Annotated in this window: 17 protein-coding genes; 2 read left to right on the forward strand and 15 right to left on the reverse strand. The window is 37.7% G+C overall.

What is annotated here, in order from left to right:
• Window positions 1-26: 26 nt before the first annotated feature.
• The 5 genes from MY533_RS16810 to citZ all read right to left on the reverse strand — a co-directional run bounded on the left by MY533_RS16810 (window position 27) and on the right by citZ (window position 5,858).
• Window positions 27-467: a MaoC/PaaZ C-terminal domain-containing protein gene (locus MY533_RS16810; protein ID WP_248716872.1), complete on the reverse strand. Its 441-nt coding sequence runs from the start codon at window positions 465-467 to the stop codon at window positions 27-29.
• 941 nt (window positions 468-1,408) lie between these two features.
• Window positions 1,409-1,783, reverse strand: a complete 375-nt coding sequence (locus MY533_RS16815) for a hypothetical protein (protein ID WP_248716873.1) — start codon at window positions 1,781-1,783, stop codon at window positions 1,409-1,411.
• Between the two features lie 360 nt (window positions 1,784-2,143).
• Window positions 2,144-3,082: a malate dehydrogenase gene (mdh, locus tag MY533_RS16820; protein WP_132357190.1), complete on the reverse strand. Its 939-nt coding sequence runs from the start codon at window positions 3,080-3,082 to the stop codon at window positions 2,144-2,146.
• Window positions 3,083-3,399: 317 nt separating this feature from the next.
• A complete protein-coding gene (gene icd / locus MY533_RS16825) occupies window positions 3,400-4,662 on the reverse strand; it encodes an NADP-dependent isocitrate dehydrogenase (protein WP_132357191.1) in 1,263 nt (420 codons plus the stop codon).
• 80 nt (window positions 4,663-4,742) lie between these two features.
• Window positions 4,743-5,858, reverse strand: coding sequence for a citrate synthase (citZ, locus tag MY533_RS16830; protein ID WP_132357192.1), 1,116 nt, complete (start codon window positions 5,856-5,858; stop codon window positions 4,743-4,745).
• Between the two features lie 252 nt (window positions 5,859-6,110).
• Between citZ and MY533_RS16835 the strand changes: the two genes are divergently transcribed.
• Window positions 6,111-7,076 (forward strand): AI-2E family transporter, encoded by a 966-nt coding sequence (locus MY533_RS16835; RefSeq protein WP_248716874.1) that lies wholly within the window; start codon window positions 6,111-6,113, stop codon window positions 7,074-7,076.
• Here the strand turns inward: MY533_RS16835 and MY533_RS16840 are convergent.
• The 8 genes from MY533_RS16840 to MY533_RS16875 form a co-directional block, all read right to left on the reverse strand.
• On the reverse strand, window positions 7,060-7,449 hold the full coding sequence (locus MY533_RS16840) for an FxsA family protein (RefSeq protein ID WP_248716875.1): 390 nt from the start codon (window positions 7,447-7,449) through the stop codon (window positions 7,060-7,062). The two genes, MY533_RS16835 and MY533_RS16840, sit on opposite strands and share 17 nt — an antisense overlap.
• Window positions 7,450-7,695: 246 nt before the next feature.
• Window positions 7,696-9,456 (reverse strand): pyruvate kinase, encoded by a 1,761-nt coding sequence (pyk, locus tag MY533_RS16845; RefSeq protein WP_248716876.1) that lies wholly within the window; start codon window positions 9,454-9,456, stop codon window positions 7,696-7,698.
• 28 nt (window positions 9,457-9,484) lie between these two features.
• Window positions 9,485-10,444: a 6-phosphofructokinase gene (pfkA, locus tag MY533_RS16850; RefSeq protein WP_132357196.1), complete on the reverse strand. Its 960-nt coding sequence runs from the start codon at window positions 10,442-10,444 to the stop codon at window positions 9,485-9,487.
• A 277-nt stretch (window positions 10,445-10,721) separates the two neighbouring features.
• Entirely contained in the window at window positions 10,722-11,678 is a 957-nt protein-coding gene (locus MY533_RS16855; protein WP_132357197.1) for an acetyl-CoA carboxylase carboxyltransferase subunit alpha, read from the reverse strand.
• Complete coding sequence (accD, locus tag MY533_RS16860; protein WP_132357198.1) at window positions 11,671-12,519, reverse strand: acetyl-CoA carboxylase, carboxyltransferase subunit beta; 849 nt, start codon at window positions 12,517-12,519, stop codon at window positions 11,671-11,673. The genes MY533_RS16855 and accD overlap by 8 nt, the downstream gene beginning before the upstream one ends.
• Before the next feature lie 21 nt (window positions 12,520-12,540).
• Window positions 12,541-13,182: a FadR/GntR family transcriptional regulator gene (locus tag MY533_RS16865; RefSeq protein WP_248716877.1), complete on the reverse strand. Its 642-nt coding sequence runs from the start codon at window positions 13,180-13,182 to the stop codon at window positions 12,541-12,543.
• Between the two features lie 255 nt (window positions 13,183-13,437).
• Window positions 13,438-16,521: a DNA polymerase III subunit alpha gene (gene dnaE / locus MY533_RS16870; RefSeq protein WP_248716878.1), complete on the reverse strand. Its 3,084-nt coding sequence runs from the start codon at window positions 16,519-16,521 to the stop codon at window positions 13,438-13,440.
• 44 nt (window positions 16,522-16,565) lie between these two features.
• Window positions 16,566-17,510: a DHH family phosphoesterase gene (locus tag MY533_RS16875; protein ID WP_248716879.1), complete on the reverse strand. Its 945-nt coding sequence runs from the start codon at window positions 17,508-17,510 to the stop codon at window positions 16,566-16,568.
• A 90-nt stretch (window positions 17,511-17,600) separates the two neighbouring features.
• Between MY533_RS16875 and MY533_RS16880 the strand changes: the two genes are divergently transcribed.
• Window positions 17,601-17,906, forward strand: coding sequence for a YtpI family protein (locus MY533_RS16880; RefSeq protein ID WP_132357202.1), 306 nt, complete (start codon window positions 17,601-17,603; stop codon window positions 17,904-17,906).
• A 215-nt stretch (window positions 17,907-18,121) separates the two neighbouring features.
• Here the strand turns inward: MY533_RS16880 and MY533_RS16885 are convergent, their stop codons facing one another.
• Both MY533_RS16885 and MY533_RS16890 read right to left on the reverse strand, forming a co-directional pair.
• Complete coding sequence (locus MY533_RS16885) at window positions 18,122-19,429, reverse strand: DRTGG domain-containing protein (RefSeq protein ID WP_132357203.1); 1,308 nt, start codon at window positions 19,427-19,429, stop codon at window positions 18,122-18,124.
• A gap of 152 nt (window positions 19,430-19,581) precedes the next feature.
• Complete coding sequence (locus tag MY533_RS16890; RefSeq protein WP_248716880.1) at window positions 19,582-20,265, reverse strand: metal-dependent hydrolase; 684 nt, start codon at window positions 20,263-20,265, stop codon at window positions 19,582-19,584.
• Window positions 20,266-20,343 lie beyond the last annotated feature (78 nt).

A 20,343-nucleotide genomic window follows, 5' to 3' on the forward strand; every position in this document is an offset into this window, starting at 1 on the left:
AACCCCCATTTCAAATCTCAAGACGTCTATAAAGCAAGTGGTGGTGTCACCAGCAAAGTACCCTCAATCATAAGCTGCTTCAGCTCATTATAAGAGTGTACCGATACAGTAATTGTATTTTGTAATTTATTTACTTCCGTTACCTCTAAAAGAGTATCAAATAATTCATAATGATAGAGCGGCTCTAAATATTTTATATGTTGCTCAATAATTCGTGCACCTGGTCCAGGAATATACTTTGACACTGCTGAAGTAATAATGCCATTTAACATAATTGTTGGTACGATTGGCTTTTGAAAAGGCGTCATCGCTGCATAATCATGTTGAATATAAAGCGGATTATTATCATTCGTAAGTCCTAAATAAAGCAGTAAATCCTTATCTTCTATTTTCTCGGTAATATGAATCTTCTCGCCAACTGTAACTTCATCAATAGTGAGACCAAGCTTACTGTTTTTTTGAAGCAAAAATACGCCAACCCCTTTTCTATCATATACCTTCATAGTATCAATTTTATTCCAAAAGTACAACGAAAAGCAGAATAACCATTTTATCTTTATTCAGCAATATATTTTCTGTAATGAAAGCGAAGCAGCAGTATTGTATATCTACATGAAAGTAAAGCGTTAGCATAACCGTGGGGTTGATTTCCGTTCTGACTGGGCGCTTTGTAGCTGACGCTTCGCTTTCGCTACAGAAAACATTTGTTGCTGTCGCTTCGCTTTCGCACAGAGCAAAGCTTCCTGAGGGCGTCCGATGAGCCGCTTCACTCGCGTTGCTCGCTCCAGGGTCTCATCTGTGACGCTGATCCCCAAGGAGTCGCCCAGTCTCCACTCCAATCAACTTATTAACATAGCATACGTTTTTAACAAATTGTCTCCTCAACTCTTAAGTTGTGGCACCACCCAAATTAAATGAAACCACCACATATGAGATGGTTACCTCTTGCTAGTTATTCAACTAAAGCATCTCCTAAGTTGAATAAGGGATATTTTTTAGATTGTTTCCAAAATCTCTTTTGCGATTTCATCAAGTTCCTCTGCAAAAGTTCATTATGTGTAGGTGTTTCCGCCACTCTTGTTAAATACTCTCTAAATAAGAATGCTCTTACCATAGGATACTTGACCTATCAAATCTTAACAATATTTTTCCTTATTATTCTAAATTGCTCCGTTAGTGAAATAAAATAGCTACCAGTGACTTTGGTAGCTTATCTTAAACTCTTGCACTCTTTATCGAAACAAGAAATCGGTATATCGATTACTGTTCATTTCCTATTGCCGTATAAATAAGCCATTTTCTTCAATAATCTCCTTACACTTATTAAAACCTATTATCGACTTAGAATAAATAGGAAAAGACAAATCCCAATTCCCTTACGAAACTCTCAGTAACTGAACTATATTTTTCAAATTTTTTTCTTTCCTTCTTTGGATACAGTGATAATTCGAAAAATATTCGCCTCCGACCGATTTAAGCAACTTACTTTATATTTAAACTCTTCTTTACTCAAACCTTTTTTATAAATGTGTACATACATTCCATTCTCTTCTTTATGAAAAAGTTGCGTAAAAGTATCCAAGAAATTTGCACTATACTTTAAATTATGGTTTTCTCCCAATAACTCAAATGCCTCTTCTTCAGTAAGAACACGATTGAATACGTCCATAATTCCGATATGATTGTATAACTCATTTGGCTTTTCGAGAAGGTGAGTGTTAAATTTTTTATATTTTGATTGTAGGATATTGATTTCTTCGGTTGTTGCCAATGTTAATTTCATAATTTCACCTCGATGTTTTACTTGTACTAACAAACTTTTTTATCTTATTTAAAAAAGCTGCCCCGTTAGCCATCCATGTAGCGCAAAAACCAGCGCTACACCACAGAAAACGAAAGATGATTAAGTTCTTTCATGGGAGTTGAAGAAAAATCCGTTGGGCCTTTATCAATAGTATTTTGTAGCTCTTGTCAAACATTGATTATAATAATCTTCATTACAGTATGCGGACCCTACATGTTTCCGTTAATTACCTATATCTACTTTCTACCCCTTTTTGACGCACTATTCTTATTTTTTCGATGTCCCATTACTTAAAAAAATCGAGTAGGAATGAATCCCACTCGATTTCATAAACTTTTATTAAGCTAAAACTTTCATAACGTCGCGGACAGCCTCTGCCGATTTATCTAAAGCTGCTTTTTCTTTGTCTGTTAAATCAAGCTCAAAGATTTTTTCTATACCATTTGCACCTAATAATGTCGGAACACCTAGATATAAATCATTGTAGCCATATTCGCCTTCTAAGTATGCAATTGATGGAAGGATACGTTTTTGGTCTTTAATGATTGCTTCCGCCATTTCAATAAGCGCCGCGGAAGGAGCATAATATGCCGAACCATTACCAAGGAGGTTAACAATTTCAGCGCCACCTTTACGTGTACGGTCTACTATCTCTTCAAGACGATCTGCTGGAATTAATGATTCTAATGGAATACCACCAGCGAATGAGTAGCGAGTAAGTGGCACCATTGTATCGCCATGACCACCTAACACAAAACCTGTGATGTCTTTTACTGAGATATTCAGTTCTTCAGCTACAAACGCACAGAAACGAGCTGTATCAAGTACACCCGATTGACCTATTACACGATTTTTAGGGAAACCAGTTTCTTTGAATACTGTGTAAGTCATTGCATCAACTGGGTTTGTAAGAACGAGGATTGTTGCATTTGGTGAGTATTTAGCAATTTCCTTAGAAACTGCTTTCATTACATCTTGGTTAATTTGAACAAGATCGTCACGGCTCATACCTGGTTTACGTGCAACGCCAGCAGTGATGATTACTACATCAGAATCTGCAGTATCTGCATAATTAGAAGTACCTTTAACATAAGAATCATAGCCTTGCACCGGTGCAGCTTCCCACATATCTAAAGCTTTACCCTTTGTTGGATTTTCAGCTTGAGGAATATCCACTAACACTACATCACCAAGTTCTTTTTGAGCTGCTAAAAATGCTGCAGTAGCGCCAGTAAAACCGCTACCGATTACTGAGATTTTTTTTCGTTTCAGAGACATTCGAATACGCTCCTTTAAAATTAGGTTATATAATCAATTATGCCTCGGCATAAATTGTGTCAGGAACCGGTTTTGTGCAAGCACAAAGAACTGCTTTCCGATTCCGTGACATCCGCCGGAGGCTTCTTTCAGCGGATGTTTAAACACCGACTGAAAGAATTTAAAAAAGGGAGGAGAATAAATTCTCCTCCCTCGATTAAACAAGTTCATTGTAAATATTTTATTAAGCTAAGGTCAATAGAAATTTACATTTCACCCTAATTATATCGGCAGAACATACTTCCGCTTTAACTATAATTTCTATTTAAAATAGAAAATTATAGGTTTTTGATTAATTCATTAGCGAATTCTGAACATTTTACTTCTGTAGCGCCGTCCATTAAACGAGCGAAGTCGTAAGTTACAACTTTAGAAGAAATTGTTTTCTCTACAGATTTAGTAACCATGTCAGCTGCTTCTTGCCATCCTAAGTGCTCAAGCATTAATACGCCTGAAAGTAATACTGAAGATGGGTTTACTTTATCTTGACCAGCATATTTTGGAGCTGTACCGTGAGTAGCTTCGAAGATCGCGTGTCCAGTTACATAGTTAATGTTTGCGCCTGGAGCGATACCGATACCACCAACTTGAGCAGCTAATGCGTCAGAAATATAGTCACCGTTTAAGTTCATTGTAGCAACTACGTCGAACTCATTTGGACGAGTTAAAATTTGTTGTAAGAAGATATCAGCGATAGAATCTTTAACTAAGATTTTACCAGCTGCTAAAGCGTCAGCTTGTGCTTTGTTTGCTGCTTCTTCACCTTGTTCAGCTTTAATAGCATCATATTGGTTCCAAGTGAATGTTTGATCAGCAAATTCTTTTTCAGCTAATTCATAACCCCATTTTTTGAATCCACCTTCAGTGAATTTCATGATGTTACCTTTGTGTACTAAAGTAACAGATGGGCGTTTATGATTAATAGCGTATTCGATAGCTGAACGTACTAAACGCTCAGTACCTTCTTTAGATACAGGTTTTACACCGATACCAGAAGTTTCTGGGAAGCGGATTTTGTTAACACCAAATTCAGTTTGTAGGAAGTTGATGATTTTTTGTGCTTGTTCAGAACCAGATTCGAATTCAATACCAGCGTAGATGTCTTCTGTGTTTTCGCGGAAGATAACCATATCAACATCTTCTGGACGTTTAACTGGAGAAGGTACTCCATCAAAGTGACGTACTGGACGTAAGCATACATATAGGTCAAGCTGTTGACGTAATGCTACGTTTAGAGAGCGGATACCACCACCGATTGGCGTAGTAAGAGGACCTTTGATTGCGATTAGGTATTCGTTAATTTTGTCTAAAGTTTCTTGTGGTAACCATTCACCAGTTTGGTTGAATGCTTTTTCACCAGCTAAAACTTCTAACCATTCGATTTTCTTTTCACCGTTGTAAGCTTTTTCTACAGCTGCGTCGATTACGCGTGATGCTGCAGCCCAAATATCTGGACCAATTCCGTCACCTTCGATGAAAGGAATTACTGGATTGTTTGGTACATTAAGTACGCCATTTTCAACTACAATTTTGTTTGACATTGATGTTGCCTCCTAAATTCATAATCATAGGACTGTGTTTTCAGTAACACAGTCCCAAATATTCTAGCATATTTTCCGAATTAGCGCTCGCTGACTGGAACATATTTTTGCATGCCTGGTCCAACATACTCTGCACGTGGACGGATTAGGCGGTTGTTAGCATATTGCTCTAAAATATGAGCTACCCAACCAGAAGTACGTGACACTGCGAAAATTGGTGTGAATAGGTCATGATCAATACCTAAAGAATCATACACTGACGCAGAGAAGAAGTCTACGTTTGCAGGTAATTTCTTTTGTTCTACGATCATGTCATGGATTTTAACTGACATTTCATAAAGCTCTGGTTTACCAGTTAGCTCAGTTAATTTTTGTGACATTACACGTAAGTGTGGTGCACGTGGGTCGCCTTTGCGGTATACACGGTGACCGAAGCCCATGATTTTTTCTTTGTTATCTAATTTATTTTGAATATAAGATTCAACGTTTTCTAGTGAGCCGATTTCAGTTAACATTTTCATAACTTGCTCATTTGCACCACCATGAAGTGGTCCTTTTAATGCACCGATAGCTGCAGTTACACCAGAATAAACATCTGATAATGTAGCTACACATACACGTGCTGTGAATGTAGATGCATTTAATTCGTGATCAGCATGTAATACTAATGCTTTGTCGAATGCTTCCACTTCGATTGCTGCTGGCTCTTCACCTTTAAGCATGTATAAGAAGTTTGCTGCATATCCTAATTCTGGTTTTGGCGCAACTGGCTCTAAACCTTTACGAACACGCGCAAATGCAGTAACTACTGTAGCAATTTTAGCTTGTAAACGGATTGCTTTACGGTAGTTAGCTTCTGTATCCATAACATCCGCTTCTTCATCGAATACACCAAGTAAAGATACTGCAGTACGTAGTGCAGCCATTGGATGTACAGTTGAAAGTGGGTATGTTTTGAATTGCTCTACAATTGCTTGTGGAATAGACATGTTGTCTGCCAATTGTTGTTTTAATTCAGCTAGCTCGTCCGCTTTTGGTAAACGAGTATGCCATAATAAATAAATTACCTCTTCGAATGACGCATTCTCTGCTAAATCATCAATGTTGTAACCAACATATGTAAGTGTGTCATCGATAATTGAACTGATTTTAGATTCCGCTGCTACGATACCTTCTAAACCTTTAGTTGCTGACATAAATTATCGCTCCCTCATAATATATTTTTTAGTGGTAAATGCAGTTATTAGCTCGCATTTACGTTTTTTGCTCATATGAACCATTAAGTTAATCGCTTACATTGCTATTATAATCATTTTTGACAGCTTTGTGAATGAAAAACCTCCGAATAAAGAAAAAGGTGCACGAGCGATTATAAATGAGTTTTAAAAGAGATTCTTTTGCGCATTTCAATTTTAAATTATCATTTGAAACGGGGTGAATTTGTAAAAATGAGGAATATTAAATATTTTTCATACGAAAGAACTATAAGTATTTTATTTTTTATATTCTATTTGGTAATATTGTGGTTCGTATTGCCTGTATCACTTGCGATATTTTTATCTTTTTCCACTTATCCTATCATAAAATTCCTTCATTCTTATTGTAGAATTACCTATTGGCTTGCAGCAATTATTGTGGAAGCACTTATACTAGCTTGCGTTTTTCTTCTCGTTATCATAACGATAAACAGTATTATTCTTGTCTTCCCTGAAATCAGAAATACATTGCAAAATTTCCCGCTTTTTACTGAATATGAATCAATGTTCATCCAAGTTTTAAAGGAAAAATCGCTTTCTATTTTCGATTCTATCTTCTTATACACAGCTAATATTTTCCAGCTATTCATGAAGCATGTAATTGAAGTATTTATATTCCTTGTTGCTTACTATTTCGCCCTATTAGAAACGCGCAAATCCCGCTATTGGTTTTTTCAATATGTGCCAAAAAAATTCCGCAATGAATGGCAGAAGCATTTTTCTAAAATAATGCAGCTATTTCATTACTTTTTGTACGTAGAGTTTCAGCTATTCACAATTACACTGCTCATTCTTTGTGCGGGATTTATGATTCTCCAATTTGAACAAGCCATCATTAAAGCTTTTATAGTTGCATTTGCAGATGTACTTCCGTTCTTCGGGATTGGCGTATTCCTTGTACCCATGAGCGTTTATTTTTACTTAAAAGGCAATACCTTTTTATGTGCAGCTATTTTACTTTTGTATCTCTTCGTTCAATTAACAAGGCAGCTAGCTGAATCCATGCTTTGGTCAAATACATTACAATTACGTACATTCCATACTTTTTTCATCAGTGCTGCCTCTATATTATTATTTGGTTTTTACGGCATTTTACTGAGCCCTATATTTTTATTTTTAGCGGTTAAACTAAAAGATAATGCTATTTTTGAACGATGATAAAATGACCCTTTTTCATTTTTTTCCGCATCCAATAATAAAAGATTGGCTGGAACATTTTACGAGAAAAAGGCATAAGTAATAATAAACCAACAAGATCAGTTATAAAACCCGGTAATGCTAGAAGTACACCACCACTGAAATTTAAAACTGTGTCAACTAATGCTGGCCCTGGAGCTTCTCCGCGTGCTATCGTATTTTTTACCTTTTGTACCGAATTCATACCTTTATTTTTCACTATATAAATACCTATAATACTCGTAGCGACTATAAGCAATAATGTATTTAGAACACCAAAATTTTGACCAATTACTATTAATAACGCCAACTCGGCTAATCCATAGACAATGAAACCAAGAAGTATTTTTCTCATATTATCTCCTTTCTAGTTGAAAAGGCTATACCTTTTATACGTTATTATAGCCCATTAAGTTTCATTTAAAAAATAATGGGTCCAATTTAAGGAGACGATGACGTTATTCTTTTTATAGTAAATCTCATTCCATGAGAGAAATTTTTATTTAGTAAAGTAAGTTTAAACTAGGCAAAATGCTATTTACTTCTTTACTATAAGAAAAGCTCTAGTGCAATTAGTTGCACTAGAGCTTTATATTATAGATTATAGAACACTTGCATGCCCTTTGTAAATAACGCCTGTTTCAGCATCCATTGTAATTTCTTGACCGTGGCGAATCAATGTAGTCGCTTCTTTTACTCCGACGATAACAGGGATACCAAGGCTTAGCCCTACAACCGCTGCATGACTTGTTAGCCCGCCCTCCTCTGTAATCAAACCAATACAATTTTCAAGTGCTGGCATCATATCACGATCTGAGCCAACCGTTACTAAAATGCATCCGTCTGTATCATATGCTAGTGCCTCTGCAGCATTTTTGGCAACAACTGTTTTACCTACTACTGAAGCTTTACCAATTCCTTGACCACGAGCTAATAAATCTCCGATGATGTGTACCTTCATTAAGTTAGTAGTACCTGCTTCACCAACTGGTACACCTGCCGTAATGACAACAGCATCACCATGCGTTACGAAACCATGCTTCAAGCTTTCATCAACAGCTAGTTCTAAAATTTCATCTGTTGTCGTAACTCGTTGACATACAACTGGGTTCACACCCCAAACTAATGTTAATGCGTGAGCTGTATTAGTAGAACCTGTCACAGCGACAATCGGTACACCAGGACGATATTTTGCAATCATTCTAGCTGTGTTACCACTTTCTGTTGGTGCTAGTACTGCCTTCACACCTAAGTTAATCGAAGTGTATGCTACTGCCTGAGAAATCGCCTCAGTCATGTTTGCCTCTTTTTCACGACTACGTGTAGAGACGATTGCCTTATAGTCTAATGAATTTTCTGTACGCTGTGCGATTTTATTCATTGTTTGTACGGACTCTACTGGATAAAGCCCGGCTGCCGTTTCACCAGACAACATAATTGCATCTGTACCATCGATAATTGCGTTTGCTACGTCACTAGCCTCTGCTCGAGTTGGACGTGGATTACGCTGCATCGAATCTAACATTTGTGTAGCTGTAATAACTGGTTTACCTACTTGATTACATTTTAAAATTAATTTCTTTTGTACAAGTGGTACTTCTTCTGCCGGAATTTCTACGCCTAGGTCACCACGCGCTACCATTAATCCATCTGAAACTAAGATGATTTCATCGATATTATCGACACCCTCTTGGTTTTCGATTTTCGGGATAATTTGAATGTGGTTACCACCATTTTGTTCAAGTAATTCTCGAATTTCTAATACATCCTTTGCTCGACGAACGAACGAGGCTGCAATAAAATCAACACCTTGTTTAATACCGAATAGAATGTCCTGTGCATCTTTTTCTGTAATTCCAGGAAGCTGTACAGAAACGCCCGGCACGTTAACACCCTTTTTATTTTTTAAGATACCTGCATTTTCAACAATCGTATGAATAAGTCCTTTTTCCATATCTTTTGCTAATACACGTAATTGAATAAGTCCATCATCTAATAAAATAATTGAGTTTTGCTCAACGTCCTCGATTAAACGATCGTACGTTACAGAGAAGCTTGACTCAGTTCCTTCAACTTCAGTCATTGAAATATCAATTACTTGCCCTGCTGCTAAATGCAATTCTCCGTTTTTCATATTATGCGTACGAATTTCTGGACCTTTTGTGTCGAGTAAAATCCCAACTGGTTTCCCAAGTTTTTGTGCTACTTCGCGAATTAAATTAATACGTACTTCGTGCTCCTCATGAGAACCATGTGAAAAGTTTAAGCGGGCTACATTCATACCTGCTTCAATTAGTTTCTCTAAAACTTCTGGTGACTCACTTGCCGGACCAATTGTACATACGATTTTTGTTTTTCTCATTTTCTGCCCACTCCGTTTTTATGACAAATTATATTGATAGTTCTTTCATTAAAGTATATAAACTTACATCTGCCTCATGATTTTTTTCGAAAGCCTCAGGCATATCGTAGTCAATAACTTGATGATTGCGGATACCTACCGCCCTGCCAGATTTTCCTTCCATCAGCAATTCAACTGCATGTGCACCAAATTGACTCGCTAAAACACGATCACGCGCAGTAGGTGAACCGCCACGTTGGATATGTCCAAGAACAGAAACACGCGTTTCTTTTCCTGTTTTTTCATATAAAAGCTTCGCCAATTCGTTACCAGACATGACACCTTCAGCGACGATAATAATGCTATGCTTTTTACCGCGAGCTGCACCACGATCTAAGCGTGCCACAATGTCATCCAAATTATAATCTTCTTCTGGAATTAGAACTGTTTCAGCACCAGCTGCAAGACCTGCCCATAAAGCAATGTCCCCTGCATCTCGTCCCATTACCTCAACTATAAAGGAATTTTCATGGGAAGTTGCTGTATCTCGGATTTTATCAATCGATTCCACGACTGTATTTAGTGCAGTATCGAATCCTATAGTATACTCGGTTCCAGGTACGTCGTTATCAATTGTTCCTGGTACGCCTACAACAGGAAAGCCTTTTTTCACTAAATCCATAGCTCCACGGTAAGAACCATCTCCACCAATAACGACTAGTCCTTCAATGCCAGCTTCACGCATATTATCAATGCCTCGCTGCTGAACAGCGTCTTCTTTAAATTCAGGACATCTTGCTGAATTTAAATGGGTACCACCACGTTGAATAATGCCACCTACTGAACCTAAATCGAGATTTTCCATATTACCTTTTATTAAGCCATCATAGCCATGCTTAATTCCGACAACATCAATTCCATGATATGCTGCTTTACGAACGACTGCACGAATGGCTGCATTCATTCCTGGCGCATCTCCACCACTTGTTAATACGGCAATTTTTTTCATTGTCGAACCTCCTGCAGATACTATTATTATTCACATTAACATGAAAAAACAAACTATGTAAGGGTTCTGAGGCTAGAAAAACATAACTTTTACATAAAAAATAAAAAGAATGCGCTTTCACACACTCTTTCTATTCAAAAATATCCGAAATTTAACATTCATTCAATATATTTCACATATTTTTTTGTGCTATTCACTCTTATTTTTTATGAATATGAATTATAATTTCTAACTATTTTCGAGCAAATTTACATATCCAAAAACTTAAAACTGTAATTTAAGCTTCTGTATATTGTCCAATCTTTTTAAATTTCTCATAACGGTCTTCAATTAATTGTTGGCCATTTAAACAATTCAATGCTTTAAGTGTATCACTTATACATTCTTTTATATTAAGTGCTTGTTTCGCTACATTGCGATGTGCTCCACCTGTAATCTCAGGGATAATTCCATCAATAACACCAAGCTCTTTTAAGTCAGGTGCTGTTATACGCATTGCTTCTGCTGCTTGCTTCGCTAGGCTACCATCACGCCATAAAATCGATGCAGCCCCTTCTGGCGAGATAACCGAATAAGTTGAGTTCTCTAACATAAAGACACGATTTGCTACACCTAATGCAAGCGCACCGCCGCTTCCGCCTTCCCCAATAACGATAGAAATAACCGGCACTGTTAAGCCCGCCATTTCGACGAGATTTCTAGCAATCGCTTCACTTTGACCGCGTTCTTCAGCTGCTTTACCCGGATAAGCACCTTTCGTATCAATAAAACAAATAATTGGACGCTTAAACTTCTCAGCCTGTTTCATTAAGCGTAATGCCTTACGATATCCTTCAGGGTGTGGCATACCAAAATTTCGACGGATGTTTTCCTTAGTAGATTTTCCGCGTTGGTGTCCAATAATTGTTATCGGCTGTCCCTCAAAAAAAGCAATTCCTCCAAGAATAGCTGCATCATCACCAAATGTACGATCACCATGTAACTCAATAAAGTTTTCACACATAGCCTCTATATATTGTAAAGTTGTTGGTCGTTCTGGATGTCTGGCAACCTGTACGCGATCCCACGGCTTCATATTGGCGTAAATAGATTGTTCAAGCTGTGTTAGACGTGTTTCAAGCTTTTCGATTTCGCCTGTCATATCTACATCTGCTTCGGTAGCAATCGTTTTTAATTCATCAATTTTTTCACGTAATTGTACTACTGGTTCTTCAAAAGCTAAATTTTTAGACATGTTGCACGCCGCCTTTCGTATGCATTTTTACAAGCACTGCTACTTGGTTTCGTAAATCTTTTCGATGGAAAATGGCATCAAGCTGACCATGTGCTAGTAAAAATTCTGCCGTTTGGAAATCACTTGGTAGTTTTTCTCTTACTGTTTCTTCAATTACACGACGACCAGCAAAGCCAATTAATGCTTGTGGCTCCGCAATATTAATATCTCCAACAGAGGCAAAGCTCGCAGAAACGCCACCTGTTGTAGGATGCGTGAGTATTGAAATAAACAATAGACCCTCATCACTATGACGTTTTAATGCAACACTCGTTTTTGCCATTTGCATTAATGATAGTACGCCTTCTTGCATGCGCGCTCCGCCACTTGCAGTAAAGATAATAAACGGTACACGTAATTCAGTAGCTTTTTCAATGGCACGTGTAATTTTTTCTCCGACAACTGAGCCCATTGAACCCATACGGAAATGAGAATCCATAATTGCTACTACAATTTCTTCTCCATCAAGGGTGCCTATTCCTGTCAGTACAGCTTCATTTAATCCCGTTTTTTGTTGATCCGCTGAAATTTTTTCAACATAAGCAGGGAAATTGAGCGGATTACTTGTTTGTAAATGATCGTCCATTGAAACAAATGAACCTTCATCTAAAAAGCATGCAACGCGCTCCTGTGCTGTCATTTTGAAATGATGGTCACATTTCGAGCATACTTTATTATTTTTTTCTAATTCCTTCGTTAATTGAATGTGACGGCATTCTGGACATTTTGTCATAAGTCCTTCTGGAAATCCCTTTTCTTGTCCATCCTCTTTCTTTTTCGTAAATAAGCTGCGAATTGCCATGTTTGACTCCCCCTTTGTTGTCTAATTACTTCGTACAATCTTCATCCATTGCTCGTAAGCTTTTAATGCTTCTTTTTCATATCCTAGCTGCATCGATTTCAACATTGTTTGAATGATTAATTTTTCTTCTTCTGTTGAATTTCGATTTAATCGGTCACCGTCATAAACTACTAACTGAAACCATACTTTTAGTGAAAGACGATTTCCTGACGTGATTATTATTTCCCGTAAAACGTCCCGACAATTAATCGCACTTTCTATCTCTAGCTTTACAAAAAAACTGTCCCACACAGGTAGTGTTCGCAGAGTCTCTGTACAACTTATTACGCGAATAGCTTCCTTTTCATGAATTTCTCGCGTTAATTCGACATCCTTTTTTGATTTCTCATCTTCTAATATAAACATCGACAGTATTTCCACTAGCTGATGTTTATGTGTGGAAGCTAGGAAAGTACCTCCCCCATGTTTCGTTTCAATAAGACCTAACAACTCTAAGCTTCGCAATGCCTCTCTCACGGAGGATCGCCCGACACCTAGACGTTCTGAAAGGACTCGTTCGGAAGGTAGCTTTTCACCAGCCTGTATTTTTTCTAATTTAATAAGTTGTCGTAATTGTTGGACGATATCTAAAAAAACTTTCTTTTGTTCGGTTTTTTTATCCATACGATCAACTCCTCGTTCTATCAATTTTGCCTTAGATTATTTATAGCTGAGATAAACGATGCATCCAAAGGCTTTATCTTCATTCAGCAGATGTTTGGATACCTATGAAACGTTCAAAAGATGGAATCTCTACTGAATGAAGACAAAAGTGGTCTGACCACTTTTCAACATTGACTCTAGCTTACAAAATAATTATTAAAAAGTAAAGAAAAAACTGCATAAAAGATTATGCAGTTTCTAAATTTTTCTTGAATTTCATATTCTTTTCGTCGTTTGCGCATGTTTTACTTTCACTTGAGGTTTACCAAAGCGCCTTTCAAGAGTTCCCTCAATGTAAAGCATTTCGTCTACTAGTAACAGCTCTTGAACAAGATGGAAAACTTGCGGGAATAAGGTTACAGATACCGTTCCAAACTCATCCTGAAGCTGAACAAAAGCCATTTGCTCACCTTTTTTTGTGCGTATTTTTTTTACTTCTTCTATTATGCCAATCATTTTTACATACGTTCCCTCACGAGCATGCTTCAACTCTCGGCACGTACTATTTACTTCATTCCAAAAAGCTCTTTCCTCTGAGACCGGATGTGCAGAAATATAAAAACCAAGACTTTCCTTTTCATGAAGTAATTTTTCCTTTTGTGGCATCGCTTCCGCTTCCATATACTTCGGCTTACCAAAACTAAAGGCAGTAGCAGATTCGATATCAATATCTTCAGTTGGTCTTAGCAGTTCAGCATGCTTTAAGGCTGCCTCCAATGTAGCTATTAGTACAGCACGATCTTTACCTATATAATCAAGAGCTCCAGCAAAAATTAAAGATTCCATTACTTTTGGTTTAAAATGCTGCGCACTTAAAGCAACTGCTAAGTCAAATAAATTATCAAATGCTTCTGCATTCGTTTGGCGTAAGGCATTTACCTTCTCTATAAATGTATGAGGCACTCCCTTTATTCCCGATAAACTATAGCGAATTCCATCCTTTTCAACAGTAAAAAACTTTGTACTCTGTTTTAATGACGGTGGATAAAATGGAATCCCCTTCTCTTTCGCCTCACTCACAACCTGTAGAATTTTCTCCACATTTCCTGTTGCATTTGATAAAAGTGCTGTATAAAAGCTTTGTGGGAAATGTGCTTTTAAATAAGCCATTTGGTAGGAAATAACGCTGTATGCGACAGCATGGCTTTTAGGGAACCCATAGTCTGCAAAGCGCACAATTAATGCATACACTTCTTCTGCCACATGAACGTCAAAGCCTTGCTTCATTGCTCCCTCTACAAATGCGGCACGTTGCTCCTCTAATACTTGACGATTTTTCTTACTTACTGCCCGACGCAGTAAGTCTGCTTGTCCCATCGTAAAACCAGCCAGCACCGAAGCAATTTGCATAATCTGCTCTTGGTAAATTATGACACCAAACGTCTCACGTAATATAGGTTCTAACGCTGGATGGAGCATAGTAACCGATTCTCTTCCTGCTTTTCGTTTTGCATATACAGGAATAAAATCCATTGGACCCGGGCGATATAACGCGTTGACTGCCACTATATCTAAAAAATGATTTGGATGAATATCACGTAAAGCTTGCTTCATACCTTCCGATTCTAATTGAAAAATTCCTAATGTATCGCCCATTTGAAGAAGTTGAAATGTCTTTTCATCTTGCATGGGGATAAGCTCAAACTCGATCCAAGGACCGCCAGCTTTATAAATCGACCAACGAATCTGCTCTAAAATTGTCAGGTTGCGCAATCCTAGAAAATCCATTTTGACAAGCCCACTAGCTTCTACATCTCCCATCGGCCATTGCGTACAATATACGCCATCATGGCCCTCTTCAATCGGTATCGTATTGACTAATGGTGAAGGCGACAGCACAATCCCAGCCGCGTGAGTAGAAGAATTTCTTGGCAACCCTTCTAGTTTTAACGCCACTTCAAACCAGCGCCGATGTTTTTCATCCTCGGCTAGCCAGCCTTGTAAACCTTGTGATTCGGCCAGTGCTTTTTGCAATGTTATCCCCGGTTTATTCGGAATCATTTTTGAAATTTTCTCCATTGTTTCAGCGTCAAAACCAAAAACACGGGCAACATCTCTAGCAACAGCCTTAGCAGATAAAGTACCAAACGTAATAATTTGCGCTACATTTGCCTTGCCATATTTCTGAGCGACATATTGAATAACTTTTTGTCTTTTACTGTCGACAAAATCGATATCAATATCTGGCAGTGTAACACGTTCAGGGTTTAAAAATCGTTCAAATAATAAGCCGTAAACTAATGGATCTACTTGCGTTATAGATAAGCTATAAGCAACAAGCGAACTCGCCGATGAACCACGACCGGGACCCGTTAAAATACGGTTTTCTTTAGCAAAATGCATGAAATCTGCAACAATTAAAAAATAATCTGCAAAGCCCATTGCACAAATAATTTCAAGCTCATATTGAAGTCGCTCCCGATAAACTTGAGGAATTTCAGTTTGCTTTAAACGTTCTGCCAATCCTGCAAAAACCTTTTTGACAAGTAGGCTTTCGGCTGTTTCACCTGTTGGGACAGGAAATTTAGGCATTTGTACGTGCATTTCAGGAATTTCCGCCGTACAGCTAGCAAGCATCATTGCACTAGACTCAAGCCATTCTGGATGATCAGCAAACCAACTTTGCCATTCCTCTTTCGTTGGAGCGAAATAACCTTGTAATTGAGCTGATAACATTGTATCGGTAATCTTGTCACCTGAATCTATTGCTCTTGCAACCTCAAAGGCAAAATGATCTTCTGGACGTAAAAAATAGCAGCTGTGAGAGGCAACTACAGTTATGTTCATCGTTTCACACCATGCTACATACGCTTCTTCTTTTTCTGCTATCATCCCTGCAGGTCTTGCTATACCCATAAATAAACGGTTACCAAATACCTTGTTTAGAGCACTTGCTACTTCAGTCCAATCCTCAATTTCTATTAAGTTATCCGAAGAAAGTAATGCCACACAGCCTGCCGCATATCCTTCAAGCCATTTCCAAGGAAGTGCCTCATCTTCTCGAATTGAAACTGCACTACTAATCTTTAAAAGATGCTGGTAGCCTTCTTGCGTCTGAGCATAGAGCACAAGTGGAACCTTTCTTTCTTGCCACTGTACATTTATCGTGAGCCCTATTACAGCATGAATATTCGCTTGCTGCAATGCTTTACAAAAAGGCAAAAGCCCGTACAATTTTGAATTGACGATTGCACAGGCCTGAGTATTTTGCTCTTGTAAAAAAGGGATCAATTGTTCAAGACGAATCGTACTTTTCAATAAATCCGCACTCGTATGCATTTTCGTGTATACATGTGTCAAATGAATCCCTTCCTTTCTAAGTTTACATCAATAAAGCAACCGCTTTATTGATACGCCTTACAAATTTCCTGTAATCGTGTTATTACACGCTCTGCTTCTTCCCATGAGTAGGCTGTAGCCCCAGATGCAAGAGGGTGCCCTCCACCGTTAAATTCCTTCGCCAAAGTGTTAATGATAGGACCTTTTGAACGTAAACGCACTCGAATTTGATCGGCCTCTTCAATGAAAACCACCCATGCACAAATACCTTTCACACTTCCAAGACAGCCAACTAACAATGACGCCTCTGACGGTACAACATTGAATTCTGCCAGCAATTCCTTTGTCAGCTTGATATGTGCTGCTCCATACGCATCCATTTTGAAATTTTGATAAATATAGCCCTGTAAATTTAAAAGCTTTTGCTCCATTTCATACATTCCATCGAAAATTTGATTTCGATCAAAATTATATGTAATAAGCTCTCCTGCAATTTTAAACGTTTTTACGGTCGTACTAGGGAATTGGAAACGTCCTGTATCCCCTACAATACCCGCAAATAATAATCTAGCGGAGGCATCGGGTAAAATCCAGTTTGCTACTTGTTTCCCTTCCTCAAAAAGCTCATAAATCATTTCACTACAAGAGCTCGCATTCGTATCCACCCATAGTAAATCACCATACGGATCATCATTTGGATGGTGATCTATTTTTATCATCATTTTTCCTTTTGTATAGCGTTGATCGTCAACTCGTTCAGTATTAGCCGTATCTGTCACTATAACTAAAGCATCGTCGTATATATCATCCGTAATAGAATCTGGATATGCTAAAAATGATAAAGATTCATCATGCTCACCTACAGCAAAAACCTTCTTTTCCGGATAATTTGCTAAAATAAGCTCTTTTAACCCTTGCTGAGATCCATATGCGTCTGGATCTGGTCGCACATGGCGATGGATAATGATTGTTTCATATGAAGCAATTGTGTCGATGATTTGTCTTTTCAAATTAATTTCCCCCAAATTGATAGTAATAACCGTTAGCATTTTTCTCTAAATATCGTTACAATAATGACTAGTTATGCTAGGAGGTTTACTATGCTCAATTTAATATTTGTATTTGCAATAATCATATCATTTGTTTTTTATTTTTATTTTAAAACAAAACAGTTTCGTTCTTCATTACCAATCGCTAAAAATTGGTACAAAAGCAAAGCCAATGTAAGTTTCGGTGCATTTATCCTTTTATTTGGTTTAAACCAAGCCTATTTATTCCCTGGGTTATATACATTTATTATTGTAGCAATTCTTATCGTTTTAGGCATCTTTGTTGTTATAGAAAATATTAAAAGGGTTCGCCACTACGGTCAATTTGTTGACGAGGAGTACCGAATTAACCAATAAATAATCAATTATGCACCGGCATAATTACGTTTGGAATCGGCTTTGTGCTTATGCCATCAGGTGTTTTTTAGTACGAAAGCGTAGGGGGAGTGGCACCGATGTAGGTCAGTTAGCTATTATAGACTAATAACTCCCCTCCGATTCCGTGACACCCGCTGAAAGAAGTGAAAGGGATGGTCTAGCATTTACCCTAGACCATCCCTTTTTGCGTTTTCTTAACGTTCCAGTAGTTGGAACATCATCATAGCCTTCCCAACAAGCATTTGTTGATTAAACACTTCGAAGTCCATTTTCACAAACTTACGACTCATATCTAATATTCGAGGCTTTACAGTAAGTGTACTTTCCATTTGCACAGGCTTAATGAAATAAATCGTCATGTTTTCGGCAACTGCATCCCCACGTTTACGGCGCTTTAATGCGAATGAGCCAACTTCCGCTAACAAAGTTGTGAATGCTCCATAAGAAATTGCACCATATTGGTTTGTCATTTGTGGTGTTACTTTAAATTCTACGATCAATTCTTCATCGCCAAGTACCTTCATCTCGTTTTTCACTAAATCATCAATCGTTTCACCATGCTGCGGTTGTCTTTGAGCAAGCTGAAGCGCTTTTAGTACATCTTGTCGACTAATCACACCTTGCAAAATATTGTCATCATCCACAATTGGTAATAGGTCAATCCCTTCCCAAATCATACGATGTCCTGCAGAAGCAACGCTCATTTTCATCGATCCAGCAATCGGATTTTTTGTCATAACCTTATCAATTAGCTCGGTTTCTTCTCGACCAATAACGTCTTTTACGGTGATCATCCCAACAAGCTTATTGTTTGCTGTAACAACAGGAAATGCACCATGAGTTGTTCGTTCATTTAGCTTTTGGAAATGATGAATTGTTTCATCATTTCGAAGAACAGAAGTATCGGTCATCGGCACATAAATATCTTCAATAAATAAAATATCTTTTTTGATTAACTGGTCATAAATTGCACGGTTAATCATTGTTGCTACGGTAAAGGTATCATAGCTTGTTGAAATAATCGGTAAGTCCAAGGAATCTGCAAGTAACTTGTTTTCCTCAGTTGTATCAAAGCCCCCTGTAATTAAAACAGCAGCACCAGCTCGCAGTGCATTTTCATGTGCTTTTATACGGTTACCAACGATGAGCAAGCTTCCAGCATCTGTATAACGCATCATATCTTCTAATTGCATGGCACCAATAACAAATTTCGTTAACGTTTTATGTAGACCTGTTTTTCCACCTAAAACTTGGCCGTCTATAATGTTAACTATTTCAGCGAAGGTTAATCGCTCAATATTTTCTTTCTTTTTCTTCTCAATACGAATTGTTCCAACACGTTCAATAGAGCTTACTAAACGGCGATTTTCCGCTTCTTTAATAGCACGGTATGCCGTTCCTTCACTCACCTGCATCTCCTTTGCAATTTGACGTACTGAAATTTTATCACCTACGGGTAATGATTCGATGTATTGTAAAATTCTCTCATGTTTTGTAGACAAAATATCACCTATTTCTCAAGCATCAAATTCTGCTCTTAGTGTACCATATTTTTTATTAAAATATTTAATATAAAATGATAATTTGTTTTACTTTTCCCATCGTTTCAACTACGCACGTGGTGCCAACTCATATAGTACAGCAGTGTCACAAATTAGGAACAGTTAACTTTTTCACCTACTTTTAAAATTTGAACCTCTGCATCTTGCACTAAATCTGCAAAAATTTGTGGATCCTGCTCGATTGGAGGGAATGTATTATAATGAATTGGTACAACAATTTTCGGCTTCAAAAATGAAACTGCACAAGCCGCATCCTCTGGGCCCATCGTAAAATTATCACCAATCGGTAAAAATGCAATATCAATAGGATGGCGCTCTCCAATTAATTTCATATCACTAAACAAAGCGGTATCCCCTGCATGATAAATCGTTAAGTCTTCGATAAATAATAAAATTCCAGCAGGCATCCCCATATATATAATTTCATTATTTTCTGTTACAAATGACGAACCGTGGAACGCTTGCGTGAACTTCACTTTACCAAAATCAAATTCCTTAGCTCCCCCTATATGCATTGGATGCGTTTTCACACCTTGCCAAGAAATCCAATTAGCTAGCTCATTCGGTGCAATGACAAGCGCGTCTTTTTTCTTCGCAAGCTCGACTGTATCACCGACATGATCATTATGACCATGTGTAAGTAAAATAATATCCGGAGCCTCATCAGCAACCTTTAAATCTGTTAGCCCATTCCCGTTAATGAATGGATCTATTAATATTGTTTTCCCATTTGATTGAATTTTAACAACTGAATGTCCATGATAACTAATTTCCATATAAGTTTCCTCCCAGCAGTACATATTGTGCTACATCATTTTTATTCGCTATCCATGCGATTTTTCCCTTTTTTTGAT

The organism is Lysinibacillus sp. Ag94, assembly GCF_023242215.1.
Classification (GTDB): domain Bacteria; phylum Bacillota; class Bacilli; order Bacillales_A; family Planococcaceae; genus Lysinibacillus.

What these genes read in the sequence shown, in the direction of transcription:
- MY533_RS16815 (WP_248716873.1), bottom strand. Translation starts at nt 1,783, where the DNA reads ATGAAATTAACATTGGCAACAACCGAAGAAATCAATATCCTACAATCA.
- mdh (WP_132357190.1), bottom strand. Translation starts at nt 3,082, where the DNA reads ATGTCTCTGAAACGAAAAAAAATCTCAGTAATCGGTAGCGGTTTTACT.
- icd (WP_132357191.1), bottom strand. Translation starts at nt 4,662, where the DNA reads ATGTCAAACAAAATTGTAGTTGAAAATGGCGTACTTAATGTACCAAAC.
- citZ (WP_132357192.1), bottom strand. Translation starts at nt 5,858, where the DNA reads ATGTCAGCAACTAAAGGTTTAGAAGGTATCGTAGCAGCGGAATCTAAA.
- MY533_RS16835 (WP_248716874.1), top strand. Translation starts at nt 6,111, where the DNA reads ATGAGGAATATTAAATATTTTTCATACGAAAGAACTATAAGTATTTTA.
- MY533_RS16840 (WP_248716875.1), bottom strand. Translation starts at nt 7,449, where the DNA reads ATGAGAAAAATACTTCTTGGTTTCATTGTCTATGGATTAGCCGAGTTG.
- pyk (WP_248716876.1), bottom strand. Translation starts at nt 9,456, where the DNA reads ATGAGAAAAACAAAAATCGTATGTACAATTGGTCCGGCAAGTGAGTCA.
- pfkA (WP_132357196.1), bottom strand. Translation starts at nt 10,444, where the DNA reads ATGAAAAAAATTGCCGTATTAACAAGTGGTGGAGATGCGCCAGGAATG.
- MY533_RS16855 (WP_132357197.1), bottom strand. Translation starts at nt 11,678, where the DNA reads ATGTCTAAAAATTTAGCTTTTGAAGAACCAGTAGTACAATTACGTGAA.
- accD (WP_132357198.1), bottom strand. Translation starts at nt 12,519, where the DNA reads ATGGCAATTCGCAGCTTATTTACGAAAAAGAAAGAGGATGGACAAGAA.
- MY533_RS16865 (WP_248716877.1), bottom strand. Translation starts at nt 13,182, where the DNA reads ATGGATAAAAAAACCGAACAAAAGAAAGTTTTTTTAGATATCGTCCAA.
- MY533_RS16880 (WP_132357202.1), top strand. Translation starts at nt 17,601, where the DNA reads ATGCTCAATTTAATATTTGTATTTGCAATAATCATATCATTTGTTTTT.
- MY533_RS16890 (WP_248716880.1), bottom strand. Translation starts at nt 20,265, where the DNA reads ATGGAAATTAGTTATCATGGACATTCAGTTGTTAAAATTCAATCAAAT.